General features: G+C 68.9%; 14 protein-coding genes and 1 pseudogene. 6 read left to right on the top strand and 9 right to left on the bottom strand.

Annotation, left to right across the window (positions count from 1 at the left end):
- Positions 1-222 precede the first annotated feature (222 nt).
- Positions 223-1,653, bottom strand: a complete 1,431-nt coding sequence (locus ACWGJY_RS27630; protein WP_453263558.1) for an amidase — start codon at positions 1,651-1,653, stop codon at positions 223-225.
- Between the two features lie 129 nt (positions 1,654-1,782).
- Here ACWGJY_RS27630 and ACWGJY_RS27625 point away from each other — a divergent pair, with 129 nt between their 5' ends.
- Positions 1,783-2,370: a TetR/AcrR family transcriptional regulator gene (locus ACWGJY_RS27625; RefSeq protein WP_453263557.1), complete on the top strand. Its 588-nt coding sequence runs from the start codon at positions 1,783-1,785 to the stop codon at positions 2,368-2,370.
- Positions 2,371-2,382: 12 nt separating this feature from the next.
- Here the strand turns inward: ACWGJY_RS27625 and ACWGJY_RS27620 are convergent.
- A pseudogene (locus ACWGJY_RS27620) lies at positions 2,383-2,775 on the bottom strand (site-specific integrase); the annotation flags it as partial.
- Between the two features lie 666 nt (positions 2,776-3,441).
- Here ACWGJY_RS27620 and ACWGJY_RS27615 point away from each other — a divergent pair.
- Positions 3,442-4,953, top strand: coding sequence for a P-loop ATPase, Sll1717 family (locus ACWGJY_RS27615; RefSeq protein WP_453263556.1), 1,512 nt, complete (start codon positions 3,442-3,444; stop codon positions 4,951-4,953).
- Positions 4,954-5,116: 163 nt separating this feature from the next.
- Here ACWGJY_RS27615 and ACWGJY_RS27610 read toward each other — a convergent pair whose 3' ends face one another.
- On the bottom strand, positions 5,117-6,394 hold the full coding sequence (locus ACWGJY_RS27610) for a tyrosine-type recombinase/integrase (RefSeq protein ID WP_453263555.1): 1,278 nt from the start codon (positions 6,392-6,394) through the stop codon (positions 5,117-5,119).
- A gap of 117 nt (positions 6,395-6,511) precedes the next feature.
- Positions 6,512-6,634, bottom strand: a complete 123-nt coding sequence (locus ACWGJY_RS27605) for a hypothetical protein (protein ID WP_453263554.1) — start codon at positions 6,632-6,634, stop codon at positions 6,512-6,514.
- A gap of 484 nt (positions 6,635-7,118) precedes the next feature.
- Here ACWGJY_RS27605 and ACWGJY_RS27600 point away from each other — a divergent pair, with 484 nt between their 5' ends.
- From ACWGJY_RS27600 to ACWGJY_RS27585, 4 genes are all read left to right on the top strand, one after another.
- Positions 7,119-7,343, top strand: coding sequence for a helix-turn-helix transcriptional regulator (locus ACWGJY_RS27600; protein ID WP_391878198.1), 225 nt, complete (start codon positions 7,119-7,121; stop codon positions 7,341-7,343).
- 706 nt (positions 7,344-8,049) lie between these two features.
- On the top strand, positions 8,050-9,306 hold the full coding sequence (locus ACWGJY_RS27595; protein ID WP_453263553.1) for a DUF3631 domain-containing protein: 1,257 nt from the start codon (positions 8,050-8,052) through the stop codon (positions 9,304-9,306).
- Between the two features lie 319 nt (positions 9,307-9,625).
- Positions 9,626-10,201 (top strand): hypothetical protein, encoded by a 576-nt coding sequence (locus tag ACWGJY_RS27590; RefSeq protein WP_453263573.1) that lies wholly within the window; start codon positions 9,626-9,628, stop codon positions 10,199-10,201.
- On the top strand, positions 10,191-11,909 hold the full coding sequence (locus ACWGJY_RS27585) for a relaxase/mobilization nuclease domain-containing protein (protein ID WP_453263552.1): 1,719 nt from the start codon (positions 10,191-10,193) through the stop codon (positions 11,907-11,909). Before ACWGJY_RS27590 ends, ACWGJY_RS27585 begins: the two co-directional genes overlap by 11 nt.
- Positions 11,910-11,933: 24 nt before the next feature.
- Here ACWGJY_RS27585 and ACWGJY_RS27580 read toward each other — a convergent pair whose 3' ends face one another.
- Genes ACWGJY_RS27580 through ACWGJY_RS27560 form a run of 5 tightly spaced genes read right to left on the bottom strand, consistent with a single transcriptional unit; the run spans position 11,934 to position 16,464 of the window.
- Complete coding sequence (locus ACWGJY_RS27580) at positions 11,934-12,464, bottom strand: AAA family ATPase (protein WP_453263551.1); 531 nt, start codon at positions 12,462-12,464, stop codon at positions 11,934-11,936.
- A 4-nt stretch (positions 12,465-12,468) separates the two neighbouring features.
- A complete protein-coding gene (locus ACWGJY_RS27575; protein WP_453263550.1) occupies positions 12,469-13,380 on the bottom strand; it encodes a glycosyltransferase family 2 protein in 912 nt (303 codons plus the stop codon).
- Positions 13,374-14,609 (bottom strand): glycosyltransferase, encoded by a 1,236-nt coding sequence (locus ACWGJY_RS27570; protein WP_453263549.1) that lies wholly within the window; start codon positions 14,607-14,609, stop codon positions 13,374-13,376. Before ACWGJY_RS27570 ends, ACWGJY_RS27575 begins: the two co-directional genes overlap by 7 nt.
- Positions 14,606-15,310, bottom strand: coding sequence for a hypothetical protein (locus ACWGJY_RS27565; RefSeq protein WP_453263548.1), 705 nt, complete (start codon positions 15,308-15,310; stop codon positions 14,606-14,608). The genes ACWGJY_RS27570 and ACWGJY_RS27565 overlap by 4 nt, the downstream gene beginning before the upstream one ends.
- Complete coding sequence (locus tag ACWGJY_RS27560; protein WP_453263547.1) at positions 15,307-16,464, bottom strand: glycosyltransferase; 1,158 nt, start codon at positions 16,462-16,464, stop codon at positions 15,307-15,309. The genes ACWGJY_RS27565 and ACWGJY_RS27560 overlap by 4 nt, the downstream gene beginning before the upstream one ends.
- Between the last annotated feature and the right edge of the window lie 33 nt (positions 16,465-16,497).

Below are 16,497 nucleotides of genomic sequence, written 5' to 3'. Positions count from 1 at the left end.
AGGGCAGCAGATCCGCCGCAACTGCTCGGCGGGTTCCGCACGAAAGCCTGGCGGGCCAAGCGGGAGAGCGGGGAGTGGTGGCGGGCCAACGGTCGAGTTCGGCCGCACCATCCAGGAGGACGGCCCGTACCGCCGCAGGCCGAAGGGCCGCTGCCTGCCGCGCCCGCACGCCGGATTTACGCGCAAGAAGCCGATGGTGCGCGCCCTCTACGGCCCAAGGGCTCAATAAGCCCGCCCTCCCACACGCGGGTCGACTGGTGTGAGAACTCCGAGCCGGTCCTCGATCGCCTGGGCCGCGCCCAGGCACAGGTCCTCCCGGAACGCACGCCCGACGATCTGCACTCCGCAGGGGAGCCCGTCGACCATCCCCGTCGGTACGGCCACACCGGGTACGCCCACGAAGCTGGTCACGGTGCACAGACGCATTCCCGACCCGACCCGGTCCCTGCCCGACCTGTCACGCCACTCCAAACCCGGCTCGACGGGTGGCTCGGTGAAGACCGGGCCGAGCAACAGCGGATATGCGTCGAGGAATTCGGCCCATGAGCGACGGATATTCATCCAGGTGCCCATCAACTTCATGAACTCGTCCGCGCTTGCGGGCGGGGTCTGCTCCATCATCATCTCGATATAGCGGTCCCCGCCCCTGCCGAGCAGCTTGCGTACCACCGGCCAGGTAGGGGCGAACTCAGTCACAACGATCCGGCCGTACGTCTCAAGGGCCTCGTCCATCCGCGGCACGTCCTGCACCTCGCGCACGTCGTACCCGGCGTCGCGGAGCGCGTTGGCCGCGGTCGCGATGGCTCCGCGAACCGCGGGGTGCACGCCGTGCCCACCAGGATCCGCCACGACCGCGACCTTCACGCGACCGGGGAGCGGTTCGCCATATGCGGGCACCGGCACGGCGCGTGGGTCTCGCGGATCGGTCCCGGCCAGCACTTCGTAAGCCAGCCGAAGATCGCCCACGCTCCGGGCCAGCGGGCCATCGGTGACCAGTATCTGGGACGCCGGGCCGGGGTCGTCCGGGCCGAGAACACGGTGGTCGGCGGGGAACCGGCCCGTGGACGGCTTCAGCCCGGCCACACCGCAGAACTGGGCCGGGATGCGCACCGACCCGCCAGAGTCGTTGCCGAGCCCGAGCGCCGCCATGCCGGTGGCCACGGCCACCGCGTCGCCCCCGCTAGAGCCGCCCGGGGTCCGGCTGCAGTCCCACGGATTGACCGTGTCGCCGAACAGCTCGCTGCGCGTGTGCATCCCCGCCAGGATCAGGGTGGGGATGTTGCTGTGCCCGATGGGGATGGCCCCTGCTGCGCGCAGCCGTGCCACCGGGGGCGCGTCAGCCGACGCCACCAGATCGCGGAAGCGCTCCGTGCCGAACGTGGTCGGCACGCCTTCGAGCGCGGTGCTCTCCTTCACTGTGAAGGGCACACCCGCGAGTGGTCCCAGCGTCTCACCGGCTGCCCGCCGACGGTCCATCTGTGCCGCGGCCTCACGTGCGCGCTCCGCCAGGAGCTGCGTGACCGCGTTCACCAGCGGGTTGACCTCGCCGATCCGATCCAGGTGGCTGTCGACCAGTTCGACAGCTGAGACTTCTGCGCTGCGCACAGCCTCCGCCTGCGCGGCAGCTGGCATCTTCCACAGGGCGTCCTGCATGACTCTTCCCTCCCCATCCCGTTCCGATGCGCTTGCATCAGAACCGGACCATACCCCTGGAACCGATACGTTCGCATCGCATAAGGTGCTGCAGCAGCGGAGCACTGTGAAATAAGGAGGGGACCGGGCATGCCCAGGCAGGTGGATCACGTGGGCCGACGCCGCCTTATCGCTGAGGCCGTCTGCCACCTCGCCGACGAACGCGGGCTGGAGGGTGTGACCCTTCGCGACGTCGCGGCCCGCGCGCAGGTGTCGATGGGCGCCGTTCAGCGGTGCTTCCGTACCAAGGAAGAGATGCTCGTGTTCGCTCTAGGGCATATCAGTGAGCGGATCATGGAGCGCGTACAAGCCCGCCTAGTCAGGAGCCCGGCCCAGTCGGCCGGCACCGCCCTGGGGCACGCGGCCACCGAGATCTCGCTGCTCCGGGAAGAGCACCGCGCCGAGGCCAGGGTCTGGCTCGCCTTCGTTGCGCAGGCAGCTGTCAGCAAGGTGCTCGCAAGGACGCTGAAGGCGAACTACGCAACTCTGCAGGAGGCGTTCACCCGCCTCATCTCGGAAGTCGGCGAGGACGCTGATTGCGCCGTGCCTCTCGATCCGCAACGCGAAGCCCGCACTCTCCTGGCCCTCGCGGACGGCCTCACCGCGCACGTCCTCATCGGCCACCTCACCTCGCAAGAGGCACACGACGTCCTGCATTCACACCTGGCCGGCCTCTGAGGGGCCCTGCATTCAGCATCGGCTGTCGCCGGGGGCGAGCAGGCTGGTGACCTCGGCTATCGCCTCCGGGGACGGCTTGAAGTACCTGCGGACGTTCTCCGGTTTCTTATGCCGTGACTTCGCCATCAGCATCAACAGGCTCGCCCCGGCCGCTCCGAGGTGGGCCAGGGAAGAATGGCGGTATTCGTGCAGGTTCCATCCGGTCCCCGGCCCGTGCACGGCGGTGTGCTCGTCCAGCAAAGCTCGGGCCTGCCCGTACGACAGCCGGGCGAAGCCAGTGTCCGGGCACACGTCACGCGGGCTGACGACCTTGCCGGGGCCAGGCTTGCGGTGGGTGACGAACACCGGCCCGTGCGTACGGCCCTTGAGCAGGCGGGGTAGGAGCCGGGCGGTGCCGGCGTCCCAGTTACGAGAACAGCCGCGGCACCACCACCCGCCAGTTCAACTTCGCCGTCACCGTCACCGTCACCGTCACCGTCTCCGAGACCGGGCCGGTCGTCCTGAGCGAACACGACCTGCACCAGTGGGCCGCCCTCGCCGGCGACCTGCCGGGCGTCACCGACGGCGTACGGGAGGTTCTGGCTCGCGCGTAGGACCACCGATGGGCGTCGCCCGAACCGCCAAGCCAGCGAGGGCCGCTACCCCGGGTGTGGGGTAGCGGCCCTCGTGTCGTTTCTGACATCAAGCCAGGGAAGCGGCCGGGCGGTGCACAAGGGAGCGGAAAACAGCTGTGACCTACGAGAACTCACGAGAACTCACGAGAAGAGTTTCCGCAGGTCACAGCTTATTTTCCAGACTTACGCCCAGGTCGCCAGGCGCTGGCTCTTAGATGTCGAAGTAGAGGTGGAGAAGAGCTCTGACCTGCACAGACATGCCAGTGACGCGCGGCCAGGTGCACAGCCGGTGCACATCGCGCGGAGAGGGACGGGCTGGTGCTTGTTCCGGGGCGGTGCTGGTCGCCGTGTCCAAAGTAGCGAAGTCTCAGCAACTAACGGTGTTGCACTGGGCGCGGACGGTAGCATTTCGGGAGCAACGGCCGCCGCGCGGAGGGGGATTGACATCAAGGAGACGGTGCTCAAGGAGCTGACCTTTGGGGCCCGGGTCGCGGAGGAGGAGGCTGGCGAGCTGGCTTCGTACTTCGTGGAGACCGAGCAGTGGAAGCAGGTCTGGCAGGACGAGGTCGATATCGTCTACGGACCGAAGGGCTCGGGTAAGAGCGCAATCTACGCCACCCTCACAGCCCGCGAGTCACAACTGTTCGATCGCAGCGTCCTGATTAGCCCAGCGGAGTCGCCTCAGGGCTCGCCAGCGTTCGCCACACTCGAAGCCAACACCATCATCGACGAGGATCAGTTCGTCGGGTTGTGGAAGGTGTACTTCTTGGCGGTGATCGCCGAGACTTTTGCGGACTACGACCTGCGAAGCCCTGCAGCCAAGATGGTAGTCCGGACACTAACCGACGCCGGGATGGTGCCGGGACGTCATGTGTCGCTCCGGCAGAAGCTGGCTAATGCTGCGGCCTACGTGCGCAGGATGTTCAGCGAGATCGAGCCCAGCGTCTCGGTAGCCGGGGTTGTAGACGTCGGCACCCGCATCCGGTTCACTGAGCCGGATGACCTGCAGCGCTCCAAGGGGGCGATGCACGTCGATGACCTGCTGGCCACGGCGGGGCAGGCTCTGGACGATGAAGGGCTGAGGCTGTGGCTCCTGCTGGACCGGCTGGACGTTGCATTCGCCGGCAAGCCGCAACTGGAACACCAGGCGTTGCGTGCGCTGTTCAAGGTCTACCTGGACCTTGGGGACATCGACCGGATCAGGCTGAAGATCTTCCTGCGTAGTGACATCTGGAAGGCCATCACCGCTAGCGGATTCCGTGAGGCCAGCCACATTACTCGGGAGCTGACGCTGCGCTGGGATAGGGCTGCCCTACTGCAGTTGGTCTCACAGCGCTTGGTCCGCAACCAGACGCTGCGTGAGTTCTACGATGTGTCGCAGGACGGGGTTGCCTCGGTCGCCGGGCAGGAGGATCTCTTCCAAAGGGTGTATCCCGAGCAGGTTGAGAACGGCTCGAAAAGACGGAGGACATTCGACTGGTGCCTGTCCCGCACCAGTGACGGGACCAAGCGCACCGCGCCCCGGGAGCTCATCCACCTGCTTATTGAGGCCCGCGGCGTCCAACTGCGACGACAGGAAGTGGGCGAGGACGAGCCAGTTGGCAGTGCCCTGTTTGATGGCAACTCCCTCAAGGGCGCACTGCCCGCGGTCTCTGAGACTCGACTGATCAAGACGCTCTACGCTGAGCACCCGGACCTCAAGCGGTTCATGTCGGCGCTGGAGGGCCAGAAGACGAACCACAGCGTGCAGAGCCTCGCCACGATCTGGGAGTGTCGACAGGACGAGGCGAAGACAGCTGCGCTCCGGCTAGTCGACATCGGCTTCTTCGAAAAGCGTGCGCAACTGCAGTTCTGGGTTCCTTTCCTCTACCGGCCAGCCCTGGATCTGGTGCAGGGAAGCGCAGAGGGGGTGGGCAGCCCCGGCGACGTCGCGTCCGAGGACGAAGGCTCCTCCGACGGGCAGACGTAAGCCTTGCAACCGTCCGTGGCATGTCGCCGCTACGTGCAGCGGCGACATGCCTGCTTCCAACAGACCAGCCTTGGTGGCTCCTTAAGTCGACGAGTTCATTTGGCGTGCCGGGAGGCCGGTAGGGCATGACCTCTGGCGATCAACGCGCTGCCGCACGGCGAAATCATGCGGCCAACCGGTAGCGCTTGCCGATCGCCTTCCGGGCCCTCTCGACAGCGCCCTTGACGCGATGCACGTACCGGCGCAGCGTGAACGCCGGGTCCTCATGGCCGAGAAGGTCGGCGAGTGTGTAGACGTCGACGCCCTCGGCGATCGCTTCCGAAGCGAACAGGTGTCGCAGGGCATGCATCATTTTGTCGCGGCACTCCTCCCACTTGCGGCCCTTGCCGACCGGCTTGTCGTTTACCGCCTTGATGACGTCGATGGCCTCAAGGCCCGCCTTCCAGAGGTAGTTGAAGTAGTTCTTGTTGAGCGTCCTGCGCTCGCGCGTGGTGAACATGAGGCGCACGGTGACCAGCTCGCCGTCCTTCTCCAACCACGGCAGCGCGACCTCGACCGGAGGGAACTCCCACATGTGCTCGCGCAGCAGTGCCGCCAAGTCCTCGTCGAGAGGGACGTAACGGTCTTTCGGATCGTCCGTGGTGCCGCCCTTGGGCGGCGCGAAGACGAGCGAGCCGCGGTGATGCGTGATCTGGCGGCAGATGTGGACGGTCTTGTGGTCCTCCGACCAGTCCACATCGTCCGGGCTGAAGCCGAATATCTCGCCTTGCCGCATCCCGATCCCACGGCCGCAGTCGACCGTGGCCTGGTACCGATCGGGCAGGTGCTTGCGCAGCTCGTCCGTCTGCTCCCAGGAGAGCGGCACGTCCTTGGCTGACTCCTTCGACCGCCTGGGCTTCACGCGCTTGACCGACCCGGTCTCGCACGGGTTCTTCGGGATCAAGTCGTCGTCCACCGCCATGGCGAGGATCGACGACAGGTGGGTGAAGATTAGGCCGACGGTCGTCTCGTCGAGCACCTGTAGCCGGCGCTTGATCCACGTCTGGACCGTGGACGCCTTGACCTCTCGAAGCTTGAGACCCCCCAAGGGTCCGATGATGTGGTTACGGACGCGAGATTCGTACTGATGGTACGTCCGGGGGTTGCCGAACGTCTGGTTGGCCAGCCACTGCTCAGCGATCATTTTGACCAGCGTGTCGCCCTTCTGCGGCGCGATGTACGTGCCGTCGTCGACGGCTCCGAGCATCCGTGTCAGATGCTGGCGCGCGTCCTCGTAGCGAACGAAGCTCTCGCTCTGCTGCTGCCCTTCAGGATCACGCCATCGGGCCAGCCACCTTTTTCCGCGCCCGTGTTCACGGGACGGAACCTTGCCGTGGGTCGTGCACCTCTCGTCGCCGGGTCGCGGGCGCTTCTTGTGCCAGCGGTCGTACGGTTCAGCCAAGAAGGGCCTCCTGCATGTGATTGAAGGGCTGGATCGCGGAGTGGGGAACGGCGCCGATAGTCACCCACCGGGGGAGCAGAGCACTTGGGGATGCCCCGAGGGCGGCGGCGATGGCGATCAGGCCGTCGACTTCGCAACGGTGACGACCGTGTTCGTGCGGCTCATGACGATGTTGGTCATCGGGCGGCCCAGGGCAGTGCAGCGCTGAGCGAGCTGCCGCTGGGCGAGACGGCACGCCACACAGGCGCCTCGATACTGCGGGCGGCGCCGATTCCGACCAGTGGGATTTCTACGGGGTAAGGAGCCATGGTGGATATCTGTAACTCGAAATCGGTAGCCATGGCAATAGTTAGTTCTAGAACTCTGCAGAACTCGCAGGCGCGGGGCGCTTCGGCAGGGGACGGGCAGTTCGGTGTATCGAGGATTGAGTTGTACAGTCCCGCGCCGCTACGGCGGTTCCAGGTATTGGCGGCCACCGCAGACGCTCCTGGCCTGCGACTTGCCTGGCGACGGACCGTTGCGCGCCTACGTGGACTTTCGCGGGAGAACTGGACGTGAGGGAGAACTTTTTGGTCAACTGCCGATTCGCTCTTACAGTTATGCCTCCTCCGGTCGCCCCGCCATTCGAGGCTTCCGTGGAATGTCAAGAGAGGCACGTGGACAGAGCCCGAATCGTGTGGCTTTCTTTCCCGTGCCCGTCGCCTGCAACCGATATGGAACGCCCTTGCCCAACGGATTCCCCCGCCCCGCCACGGCCGCCACGCGCGGCCCGCTCGCCACGCCGGCTGAGATCGCCGCCTACCTCGGGGTGCCGGTGAAGACCCTCTACCAGTGGAAGTACCGGGGTATCGGACCGAAGGTCCACAAGGTCGGCCGACACCTGCGCTACCGCTGGCGCGAGGTCGACAACTGGGTCGACCAGCAGACCTCGTACGACCTCACGGCATGACTCTCGGGGAAACAGAGCGGCCCTCGGCGCGCCAACGCCGGGGGCCGGAGATTCCCCTACGCATCGCCCATCCCTGAACGGCTGAAACGGTGAGGGGCGGGACCTAGCCCGTCCTGCCCCTCACCAGAGAGGAACGTCTATGGAGGACCCTACGTCCTCACGTGCTTTGAGCGCATCCGCCAAGGCGGAAACCTGGCCCAAGGTTGTCTGGCCGCCCGTGGCGGTCCCCGGGCAGGGGACGGTCCCGGGCAACGGGGACCGAGCCGAGTCGCGGTCCCCTCGCCAGGGGACCGGCGATGGTCTCCACAGCGGGGACGGTCCCCTCGGTCCGGATGCCGGGGACCGGTCCCGTCGAGCGGGGACCGGGGACCAGCCGCACCAGCGTGTTGCTCCGCTGCCATCGAAGGGCGCGCCCTGGCCCCACGACCAAGCACGGGCCACGGAGCGGACATCCGGTGACGAGGAAGAGATGAACGCCAGCGGCGCGCGGACCGGACCACCGGATGTGGACCATTCCGGTCCGGGCGAACCAGTGCCGTCCCCGAAGGCGGACGATGAGCCTGGTCCCGGTCCCCTGGTCCCCGCTGTGGGGACCGGTCCCCAGGGCGCGGGGATGGAACCAGGGGACCGTGCGGCAGGGGACGGTCCCCAACGAGCTGCGGGGACCGACGGTCCCGTGGGGACCGAGCAGGTACGGTGCGGGACTGTGGTCCCGGATGACGGTTCGGGGACCGGGGACCGGGGGGGCGCCGGCGCCGAGGCGACCGGTGACGGAGCCGTGCTGCTGGACGAGTTGCAGGCGGCGATCGGCCGGTATGTAGTGCTGCCGAGTGAGGAGGCCCTGACGGCGGTCACCTTGTGGGTGGCGGCCTCTCACATCCAGCCCGCCCTTCAGCACGCACCGCGTCTGGCGGTGGTGGGACCGACCAAGGGGTGTGGCAAGTCCCGTGTCCTGGATGTGCTTCACGAGACCGTGGCCCAGCCGATGATGACGGTGAACACCTCACCGGCGGTGGTCTTCCGCGTCATAGGCAAGAACCCGCCGACGCTGCTGGTGGACGAGGCCGACACCATCTTCGGCCCCAAGGCGGGCGAGAAGGAGGATCTGCGCGGCTTGCTGAACGCCGGGCATCAGCGCAATCGGCCGGCCTGGCGCATCTCCGGACCGGAGCACAAGCCGACGGCGTTTCCCACCTTCGCCATGGCCGCGCTGGCCGGGATCGGCGACCTGCCCGACACGATCATGGACAGGGCGGTCGTGCTTCGCATGCAGAAGCGCAAGCCGGGTGAGCGGATCACCCCGTTCCGCTCGCGGTACTCCCTGCCTGAATTGCACGCGGTGCGTGACCGGCTGGCCGCGTGGCTGACGCCGCTGCGTGGCACGGCTGCCGGTCTGGTGCCGGAGATGCCGGTTGAGGACCGGGCTGCGGACACCTGGGAGCCGCTGGTCATCGTCGCCGATCTGGCCGGTGGCCACTGGCCCACCAGCGCCCGCGCCGCCTGCTTGGCGATGACTCAGCACGAGGCCGTCCAGGACGAGCAGACGACCCTGAAGACGCGGCTGCTGCGTGATGTCCGCCGCATCTTCGAACAGGAGGGCAACAAGGAGGCCCTGCGCTCACAGGATCTGCTGGCCGCTCTCCTGGCAGATGCTGAATCTCCGTGGCCGGACTACGGCACCAAGGGGTTGACCGCCTTCCACCTGTCGGCGCTGCTGCGGGACTTCGGCATCCGCCCGGCGAACTATCGCTTCGAGCAAGGCCGTCAGGCCAAGGCGTACGCCCGCAACCAGTTCCTCGACGCCTGGGCCCGCTACTGCCCCGACCCCACCCAGCGGACCCCCGCAGCCGGGCACCAGCTCACGCCCGTACGCCCAGCCCAGGGCAAGCCGCCCGCCCCTCCGACCAGGCCGCGGCCCGTCGGCCCGCCCGGCGGCGCCCCAGGCCCCAAGCCCGCCCGCTGACCCACCCCCTGGGTCCGTCTCAATCCGTCCAGTCCGTCCCCGCGCAGGTCAGCGCGGGGACGGACTTCCCCACCGGGACGGAGTTATCCGTACCTGCAGCCGAGTCCGTACCCGTCCTGACCAGCCACGGGACGGATGCGACGGACGTGACGAGGCCCTGCCCACATGCCACCGGAGCACCACCATGCACGACAACAACACGGACGACGCCCCCTCCCGCCCCCGCAGGGGACTGTTCACGCTGGCCCGCCGAACAGCAGCAAGCTGGAGCGAACGAGCCTCTAACGAGGCTTCGTCCGCGCTTGCCCCCACCCCAGGGGTGGCGGAGGAAGAGGCCGGGCGCCAGCGGGCACCCGAGCCTGAGGAGGGCACCACCGAGCCCAGCACCGCACCCGTCGCCGACTGCGCCGCCCCCTGCCCCGAGCAGCCTGCCGATGCGACGCCTTCCGATGAGCAGCCTTCGTGGCGCGAGCCCAGCGCCCCGGTGCTGCCCGCGCTGATGAACCGCAAGCGCACTACCGAAAAGCGCGACCAGGAAAAGACCATCCGCTTCACCCTGACTGCGGCTCGCATCATCGCAAAGGAGGCCGAGCGGCGGGGTCAGAAGTTCGCCGGGTTCGTCGGCGACGCCGCACTCGCTATCGCCCTTGGCAAGGCGGGCATGGTCGGCCGCCCGGAGGACGATCCCATGCGCCCGCTGATCGAGGCGGTCGAGGCTCACACCGTCGCGCTGAACCGCATTGGCAGCAACCTCAACCAGATCACCGGAGCCATCCACCGAGGAACTGTTCCCGAGCACGCTGAGACCGTGCTGGTCCGCATCGAGCACACCGTCGAAAACAGCTATGCGCTGATCGACCAACTCCTGGCGGAGGGAGCCGGCCATGGTGCCTGACGTCTCCACCGGCTCCAGCACCCTCGGCCTGATCAACTACCTCTTCGGCCCTGGGCGGCGGGACGAGCACACCGACCCGCACATTGTCGCCGCCTGGGACATGGCCGGCGCCCCCGACCCCGGCCGCGACCATGAGGCCACCTACAGTCAGCTCGCCAGGCGCCTGGATCACCATGTCGAGCTGCGCACCCGCGAGCTGGGCGGCCACAAACCGCCGCAGCACGTGTGGTACTGCCCGGTACGCACCGCCCCCGGCGACCGCTACCTCACCGACGCCGAGTGGGCAGAAGTCACCCGCCGCATAGTGGCGGCCACCGGTATCGCGCCCGAGGGCGACGAGAAGGCGTGCCGGTGGATCGCCGTACGGCATGCGGACGACCACATCCACATCCTCGCCACTACCGTCCGCGCCGACGGCCGACGCCCCCGCACCCACCGCGACGGCCAGCGGGCACAGCAGGAGTGCCGCAAAATCGAGGTCGAGTTCGGCCTGCGCCGGTTGAAGTCCGGCGACCTCACCGCACCGCCCACGCCGACTGGCGCCGAGCGTGCCAAGGCCGAGCGCCAAGGCAAGGACGTCACCGCGCGGGAGTGGCTGCGCGAGCAGGCTTACACCGTCGCTGCCGCTGTACGCAGCGTTGACGACTACTTCACCGTTCTCACGTCGCTCGGCATCCAGGTCAAGCAGCGCATCGGCCCCGAGTCAGGTGAGGTGACCGGCTACAGCCTGGCCGTCCCTGGCGACACCGCCCGAGGCGAGCCGGTCTGGTACGGCGGCTCCAAACTCGCCCCCGACCTGTCCCTCAACCGCCTGTGCGAACGCCTCCCCACCCAGGACGTAACCGACCGCCCGCAGCACATCGACGACCCCCACATGGCATGGCGCGGTGCCGAGTGGGTTGTGCGCACAGCCCACACCGTCCTCGACTCGGGTGACGACGCCGCAGCCCAGGGCCAACTGGATGCCTTCAGCGACGCCCTGCACAACCTGGCCCGTGCCGTACACGGCCCGCACCAGGACGAACTGCAGGCAGCGGCAATGGCGTTCAACCGTGCCCGCCGCTCTGCGATCCGAGCCGACCACCAGGCCGCCACCTCCCTGCGGGACGCCACCAGGGAACTCGCCTACGCCAGAGACGAGCCAGGCGGGCTCGCCATTGCCCTCATCTTCGCCGCCCTCCACCTGGCCCGCGCCGCCGCCAATTGGCACGCGCAGCGCGGCCACCAGCAGCAGGCCGCCGCAGCTGAACAGGCCCTCCTCCACCTGCGGGTCGGTTACCAGCAGGCCAGCGCGCCAGTCCTGGCAGATCTCTCCCGCCGAGCCCCAGGCCAGCAGACCATCGACCGATTCGAGTCCACGGTGCGCCAGGCAATCCCCGACCACGCCGACCAGATCCTGGCTGATCCTGTCTGGCCCGCCCTCACCACCACGCTCGCCCGCGCCGAGACCGTCGGCCACAATCCCCGTCAACTCCTGAGCGAGGTTGCCGCCGAGTGTGAACTCGCCACCGCGGACTCACCGGCACAGGTCCTGGTGTGGCGGATCACCGCCCAGCCGAACAAGCGCATGCAAGGAGCGCGCAGGCGAAGCACCGTGAGCGCCAGGTCCTTCGCCTCCGCACCTCAGCCCGCGCCCACGACAGTGCGTGAGCAGAGCAGCGATCGCAGCCAACGCCAAGCGCGTGGCGGACCACGCCGTGGTCGGTGATATCGAGCCGTGAGCGGGCCTGCTTCAGCCCTGCCTGTGCTTGACCGAAGACAGCGCCACCACGAGTGCGTCCAGGTCTCCGGTGTAGACGATGACCTCTTCATCGTCGCCCGGGGGGTCGAATCGGGCGAAGAAGTCGTCAAGGGCTTCGGGGGTGACGGTGAGAGCGTTGGCGTCCTCGCGCTGGTTGCGTTCGGCGAGGCGTGCCAGCAGCTCTTCCCTGCCGGCAGGTAGGTAGACCACGACCGGGTGGCCGCCCACTTCGCGGGCAGCCTGACGCCAGGCGTCGCGCTCTGGGAGCCGCCACAGCCCGTGGTCCAGGACGACGTCGTTCCCGGCCTCCAGCTCCTTGACGAACCGTGCCCGGACCGCCTTGACCACGGGCCGTTCGCGCTCGAAGTAGGTGTGCTCGGGATAGTCCACGCCGTATCGACCGTGGAGGCGGTGCACCTCCTCGTCCACGGAGAGTCGCGTGTAGCCGTGGTCGGCCAGGGCTTGGGCGACGGTGGTCTTCCCGGAGCCGGTGATGCCGGCCAGGAGAACGGCGAGGGGCACGCGGTCATCCCTTCCACGAGGAGCTATGCGTGGGCGCCTTCATTGTCTCCAATTCTGGCTGGTGCGCGACGTGCGGTCGCCAGGCCGTGACGATGCTGCGGGCCTCGCTGGGCCAGTTGAACGGCATGCGGTCCAGGCTCACCCGGCGGAAGGCGAACCGCGGATCGCTGGTGTTGATCACGCCGCCGTGCCGGCCGACGTGCGACAGGAGACGGCCGGCCTCGTCGCGCACGGCCGGGGTCTCTTCCTGCCATGTGCCGGTCGAGAAGTGCTCGACCCGTCGGCGGAGGTCGTCCAGGACGCCCGAGCGCCACTTGAAGTGGTGAACCGCGCAGATGCGGTCGGCATCCGGACGCTGCCCGGGGGCCCTGTGGTTGCCGCCCGCCACGGTGACATCGTGGCGGGCGAGCACGATCTTGCGCGGGTCTCCGTGCAGGAGCCGATGGGTGAGGTGCCCGCCGAGGGGATAGGCGAGGTCCAGTCCGCCTTCGGGTCGCCAGCCGGTCAGACGCCCGCTCGCGGAGATCCGGTCGAGCATCAGGCCGCCCACCACGCGGTGCCCGGACTTCTCGGCCTGGGCGATCACCTCACCCAGTGGGGCGGGGTACTGCTGGAACTCGTCAGCGTCGGCGAGCAGGTGCCAGCCCGGGCCGGCCCGGTGCCGCAGGGCGTCTCTGAGCTGGGTGTTGGTGCGCTCGTGCCACGGGCCGGTGCTGGTGCCGGTGGGGATGATGCCCAGTTCGCGGCTGGCGGCCTGGAGTTCGTGCCGCTGTTGGTCGGGCACGTGCTCGGGGAAGTGGAAGGCGATCAGGAATCGCTCGACACCCAGCCACCGGTAGTGGCGGACCCAGGCGGCCAGCAGCGCGGGTTCTACGGGGCCGACGACGGCGATCAGCGCGGGAGAGGTGCTCAGCATCGGGACTCCTTCGTACACAGTGAGGCGAAGGTTCGGGTGAGGAAGCCGGCCTGCTCGGCGGCCGACCGCATCCCCAGCAGGCCGGGAGCTTCGGGGCCGGGCAGCGGAGGTGGCTGGCGGATGACGGTATGCAGGGCTTCGGCGAGCGCGGCCGGGTCGCCGGCGGGGAACGTCAGGGCCCAGGGCTGGCTGCGAAGACGCGCGGTGAGGGCGGGGTCGTGGTCGGAGACGATGAGGGGAACCCCGAGGCGGGCGGCATCCACGACGAGCCCCGACTCCTTGCCGGTCCCGCGGTGGCGGGTGACCAGGGCGGCGTCGGCAGCGGCGTACACAAGCCGCAGTACGGCTTCGCTGACCGGGCCGGGCACGGTGTGCACCCGCAGGCCGGGCTGGGCCCGCCACCGCTGGAGGAGGGCTTCGTAGAGGGGGAAACCGGTGACCACCAGGTGCAGGGGCTCCTTGAGCCGGGACAGGGCGGCGTCGATGACGGCGATGTCCTTGTAGGGCCACCACCCGCCCACCAGGCACACCACGGCCTCGGAGGAGGGGACGTCGAACGCGGCACGGCCGCCCTCGCGTTCGCCTGCGGTCAGGCGGTGGCCGTCGTCGACCGCGAAACCGCCGACCACGGCGGGCAGGCGGGGGAAGGCCGCGGCGAACTGGTCAGCCACGGCCTGTGTCGGATACACCGCGATCACTCGCCCTTCGCCCCGGCGGGCGAGCCGGCCGAGCAGCCGCACGACGGCGTCCTCGTCGGTGACCGCCTCGTGGACGAACCGCAGGTGCGGCTGGTCGCCCAGGAGCGCGGCAGCTCCGTGCAGAGCCTCGCTGGCGGTCAGGATCACCACTGCGTCGGCCCGGGACTCCAGCCGACGCGCGGTCCGCAACGCTGCCCCTTCGGTGAGGCAGCGGGCGATGAGGGTGACCTGGTGCGGCAACCGCCGCATCCGGCGGGGCCAGCGGCGCGACCGGAGCAATCGCTGTCCAGCCGTGGAGATGCTGGCTGCCAGCCGGGAGGCGGCCAGCAGGACGCGCGCCCGATGCCCAGACGGTCCGGTGACCAACCGGGCCCCCGCCTCACGCAGGGCGCCGACCGTCTCGGTGGCAATCCCGTGCGGGGCGATGACCAGGCTGCCGGGTCGGACCCTGGCGAGGGCTACCAGCGTGCGCTGGTGATGCCCGCCCAGGCGGTTCGCGTACGGCTCGATGAGCACGAGCGGGCCGGTCATCCCGCCACCGCCTGGTCCCCGTGGTCGGCGGTGAACCTTTCCCGCAGCCAGGCAGGGTTGTTGAGACGGTCGAACCACTGCGGGGCGCGGGCGGCGTCGCGGGCAAAGGCCACACCCTCCCGGGCCCCGGCGGCTGCGTAGGCGGCGAACTCGCCGCTGTGACTGGTCGTCCACGCCTCCACCCGCCGACGGGCGTCGTCGTCGGCCATCCCGTACTCGCTGCCGCGGGCGAGCATCGCGCACTCGCGGAAACCGGCCTTCCACGCGTGGAAGGGGCTCTGGTTGAACCTCGTGATCCCCGCGGTCTGCTGGGCGAACTCGATCCGTCCGGGCAGGGCGGCGAGCACATCCACGGCCTCGCCCATCTCGCGCAGGGCACTGCGGCGGATCAGCTTCAGCCCGCCGTAGCCGTAGGTCAGACCGTTGACCGGGTTGACCGCCCGCCACACCCGCATCGACGCGCCCTCGTCCAGAGGCTCCACCAACGCGGGGTCGAAGCTGGCGTCGATGGCGAAGTCCCCGTCGGCGAGGAAGAACTGCTCGCGGTCGACGACCTCAGCGCACAGACGGTAGGCCCGGCGCATCCCGTGTACGCCGTGCAGGCGCTTGACCGCGCCGCCGAGCGTCCGCTGGAGCCGGGAGTGCAGAGAGGTGGCCATCGGCTCGTCGTACGAGAGGAGAACCGCGTCGTAGCTGTTCACGAGACGGCCTCCAGGTAGCGGGCCGCGACCAGGGCGGGGGTGAAGTCGGCGGTGGAGGCGTGGGCCCGCTTGGCGTGCAGGGCATGGAATTCGGCGTCCGTGGCGAGCCGTTCGGCCAAGGCGACGGCCTCGGCCGGGGTGGTGAAGCACAGCTCGGGGTCGATGTGCTCGGCGAGCCAGCCAAGGCGGGGCGAGATGACCGGAAGGCCCATGCCCTGGCAGTCGATCACGCTCATCGACCAGGGGCAGCTCGGCCGGAACGGGGCGATGCCGAAGTGCGCGCCGGCCAGGAGGTCCTTGTAGCGGACGCGGTCGCCCCGGTCGGAGACGACCTGCACGTGCGGCAGAGCGGCGAGCTGGTCACGCATCTTCTCAGGGCTGTCGTCCAGGCCCTTGCGCTCCGCCCGGCGCTGGCCGAACAGGTCCATGACCCGCAGCCTGACGGTGCCGGACGCGACCAAGTCGCGAGCCAGGTCCACGAACTGCCCGGTGCCGTAGTGCGCGTACAGCCGGTGGTTGTAGACGCCGATCGCCTCGACACCGGAGGCGGGCTGCGTGGTGGCGGGGTCGCGTACCAGACGCTCGTCACGCGGGGCGGGCACCACTCGCAGCTTCCCGCCGAGGTCCAGAGTGGTCCGGGCGGCTGCCGCCGACACCCAGGACGCGGCCGTGGAGGAGTGGACCAGCACCCGGTCACAGGCGGCCAGTCCGGCAGCGAACGCCAGCAGTACCGGTCGCCCAAGCGCCGCGTCGTTCAGGGAGGGGTCGAGTTGGAGCCGTCCGCCGCCCGTGAAGGAGAACGGCAGGTAGTGGCAGTAGCCGGCCAGTAGGGCGTTGGATCCGGTCTCCAGTAAGGCCGTGCGGATCGCCGGGGCCTCCTCGATCTGATTGGCCACGACCACGTCGGGCTTCTCCGCCCGGATCAGTGCCACCAGCTCGTCGATGTCCGCGGAGAAGCGGGCCCGGTACTTCGTCCCCGGCACCTTCGTCCGGTGGAATCCGCAGCGTGCATCCCCGGCCGGAGCCGGGGCCGCGACCGTCACCTCCGCTCCGGCATCCGCCAGCGCTGGGGCAAGCAGGTCCGCGAAGATCCACCCTGAGTCGGCCGAGAGCCGGTCGGGGTTGGAGATGTTGAGCAAGTAGAGCACGCGCATGGTGCTTCGCCTCCTTCATCCGCCCGGGGGTCG

Source organism: Streptomyces sp. NPDC054765 (genome assembly GCF_053612065.1).
This window is presented reverse-complemented; position numbering and strand designations above follow the sequence as displayed.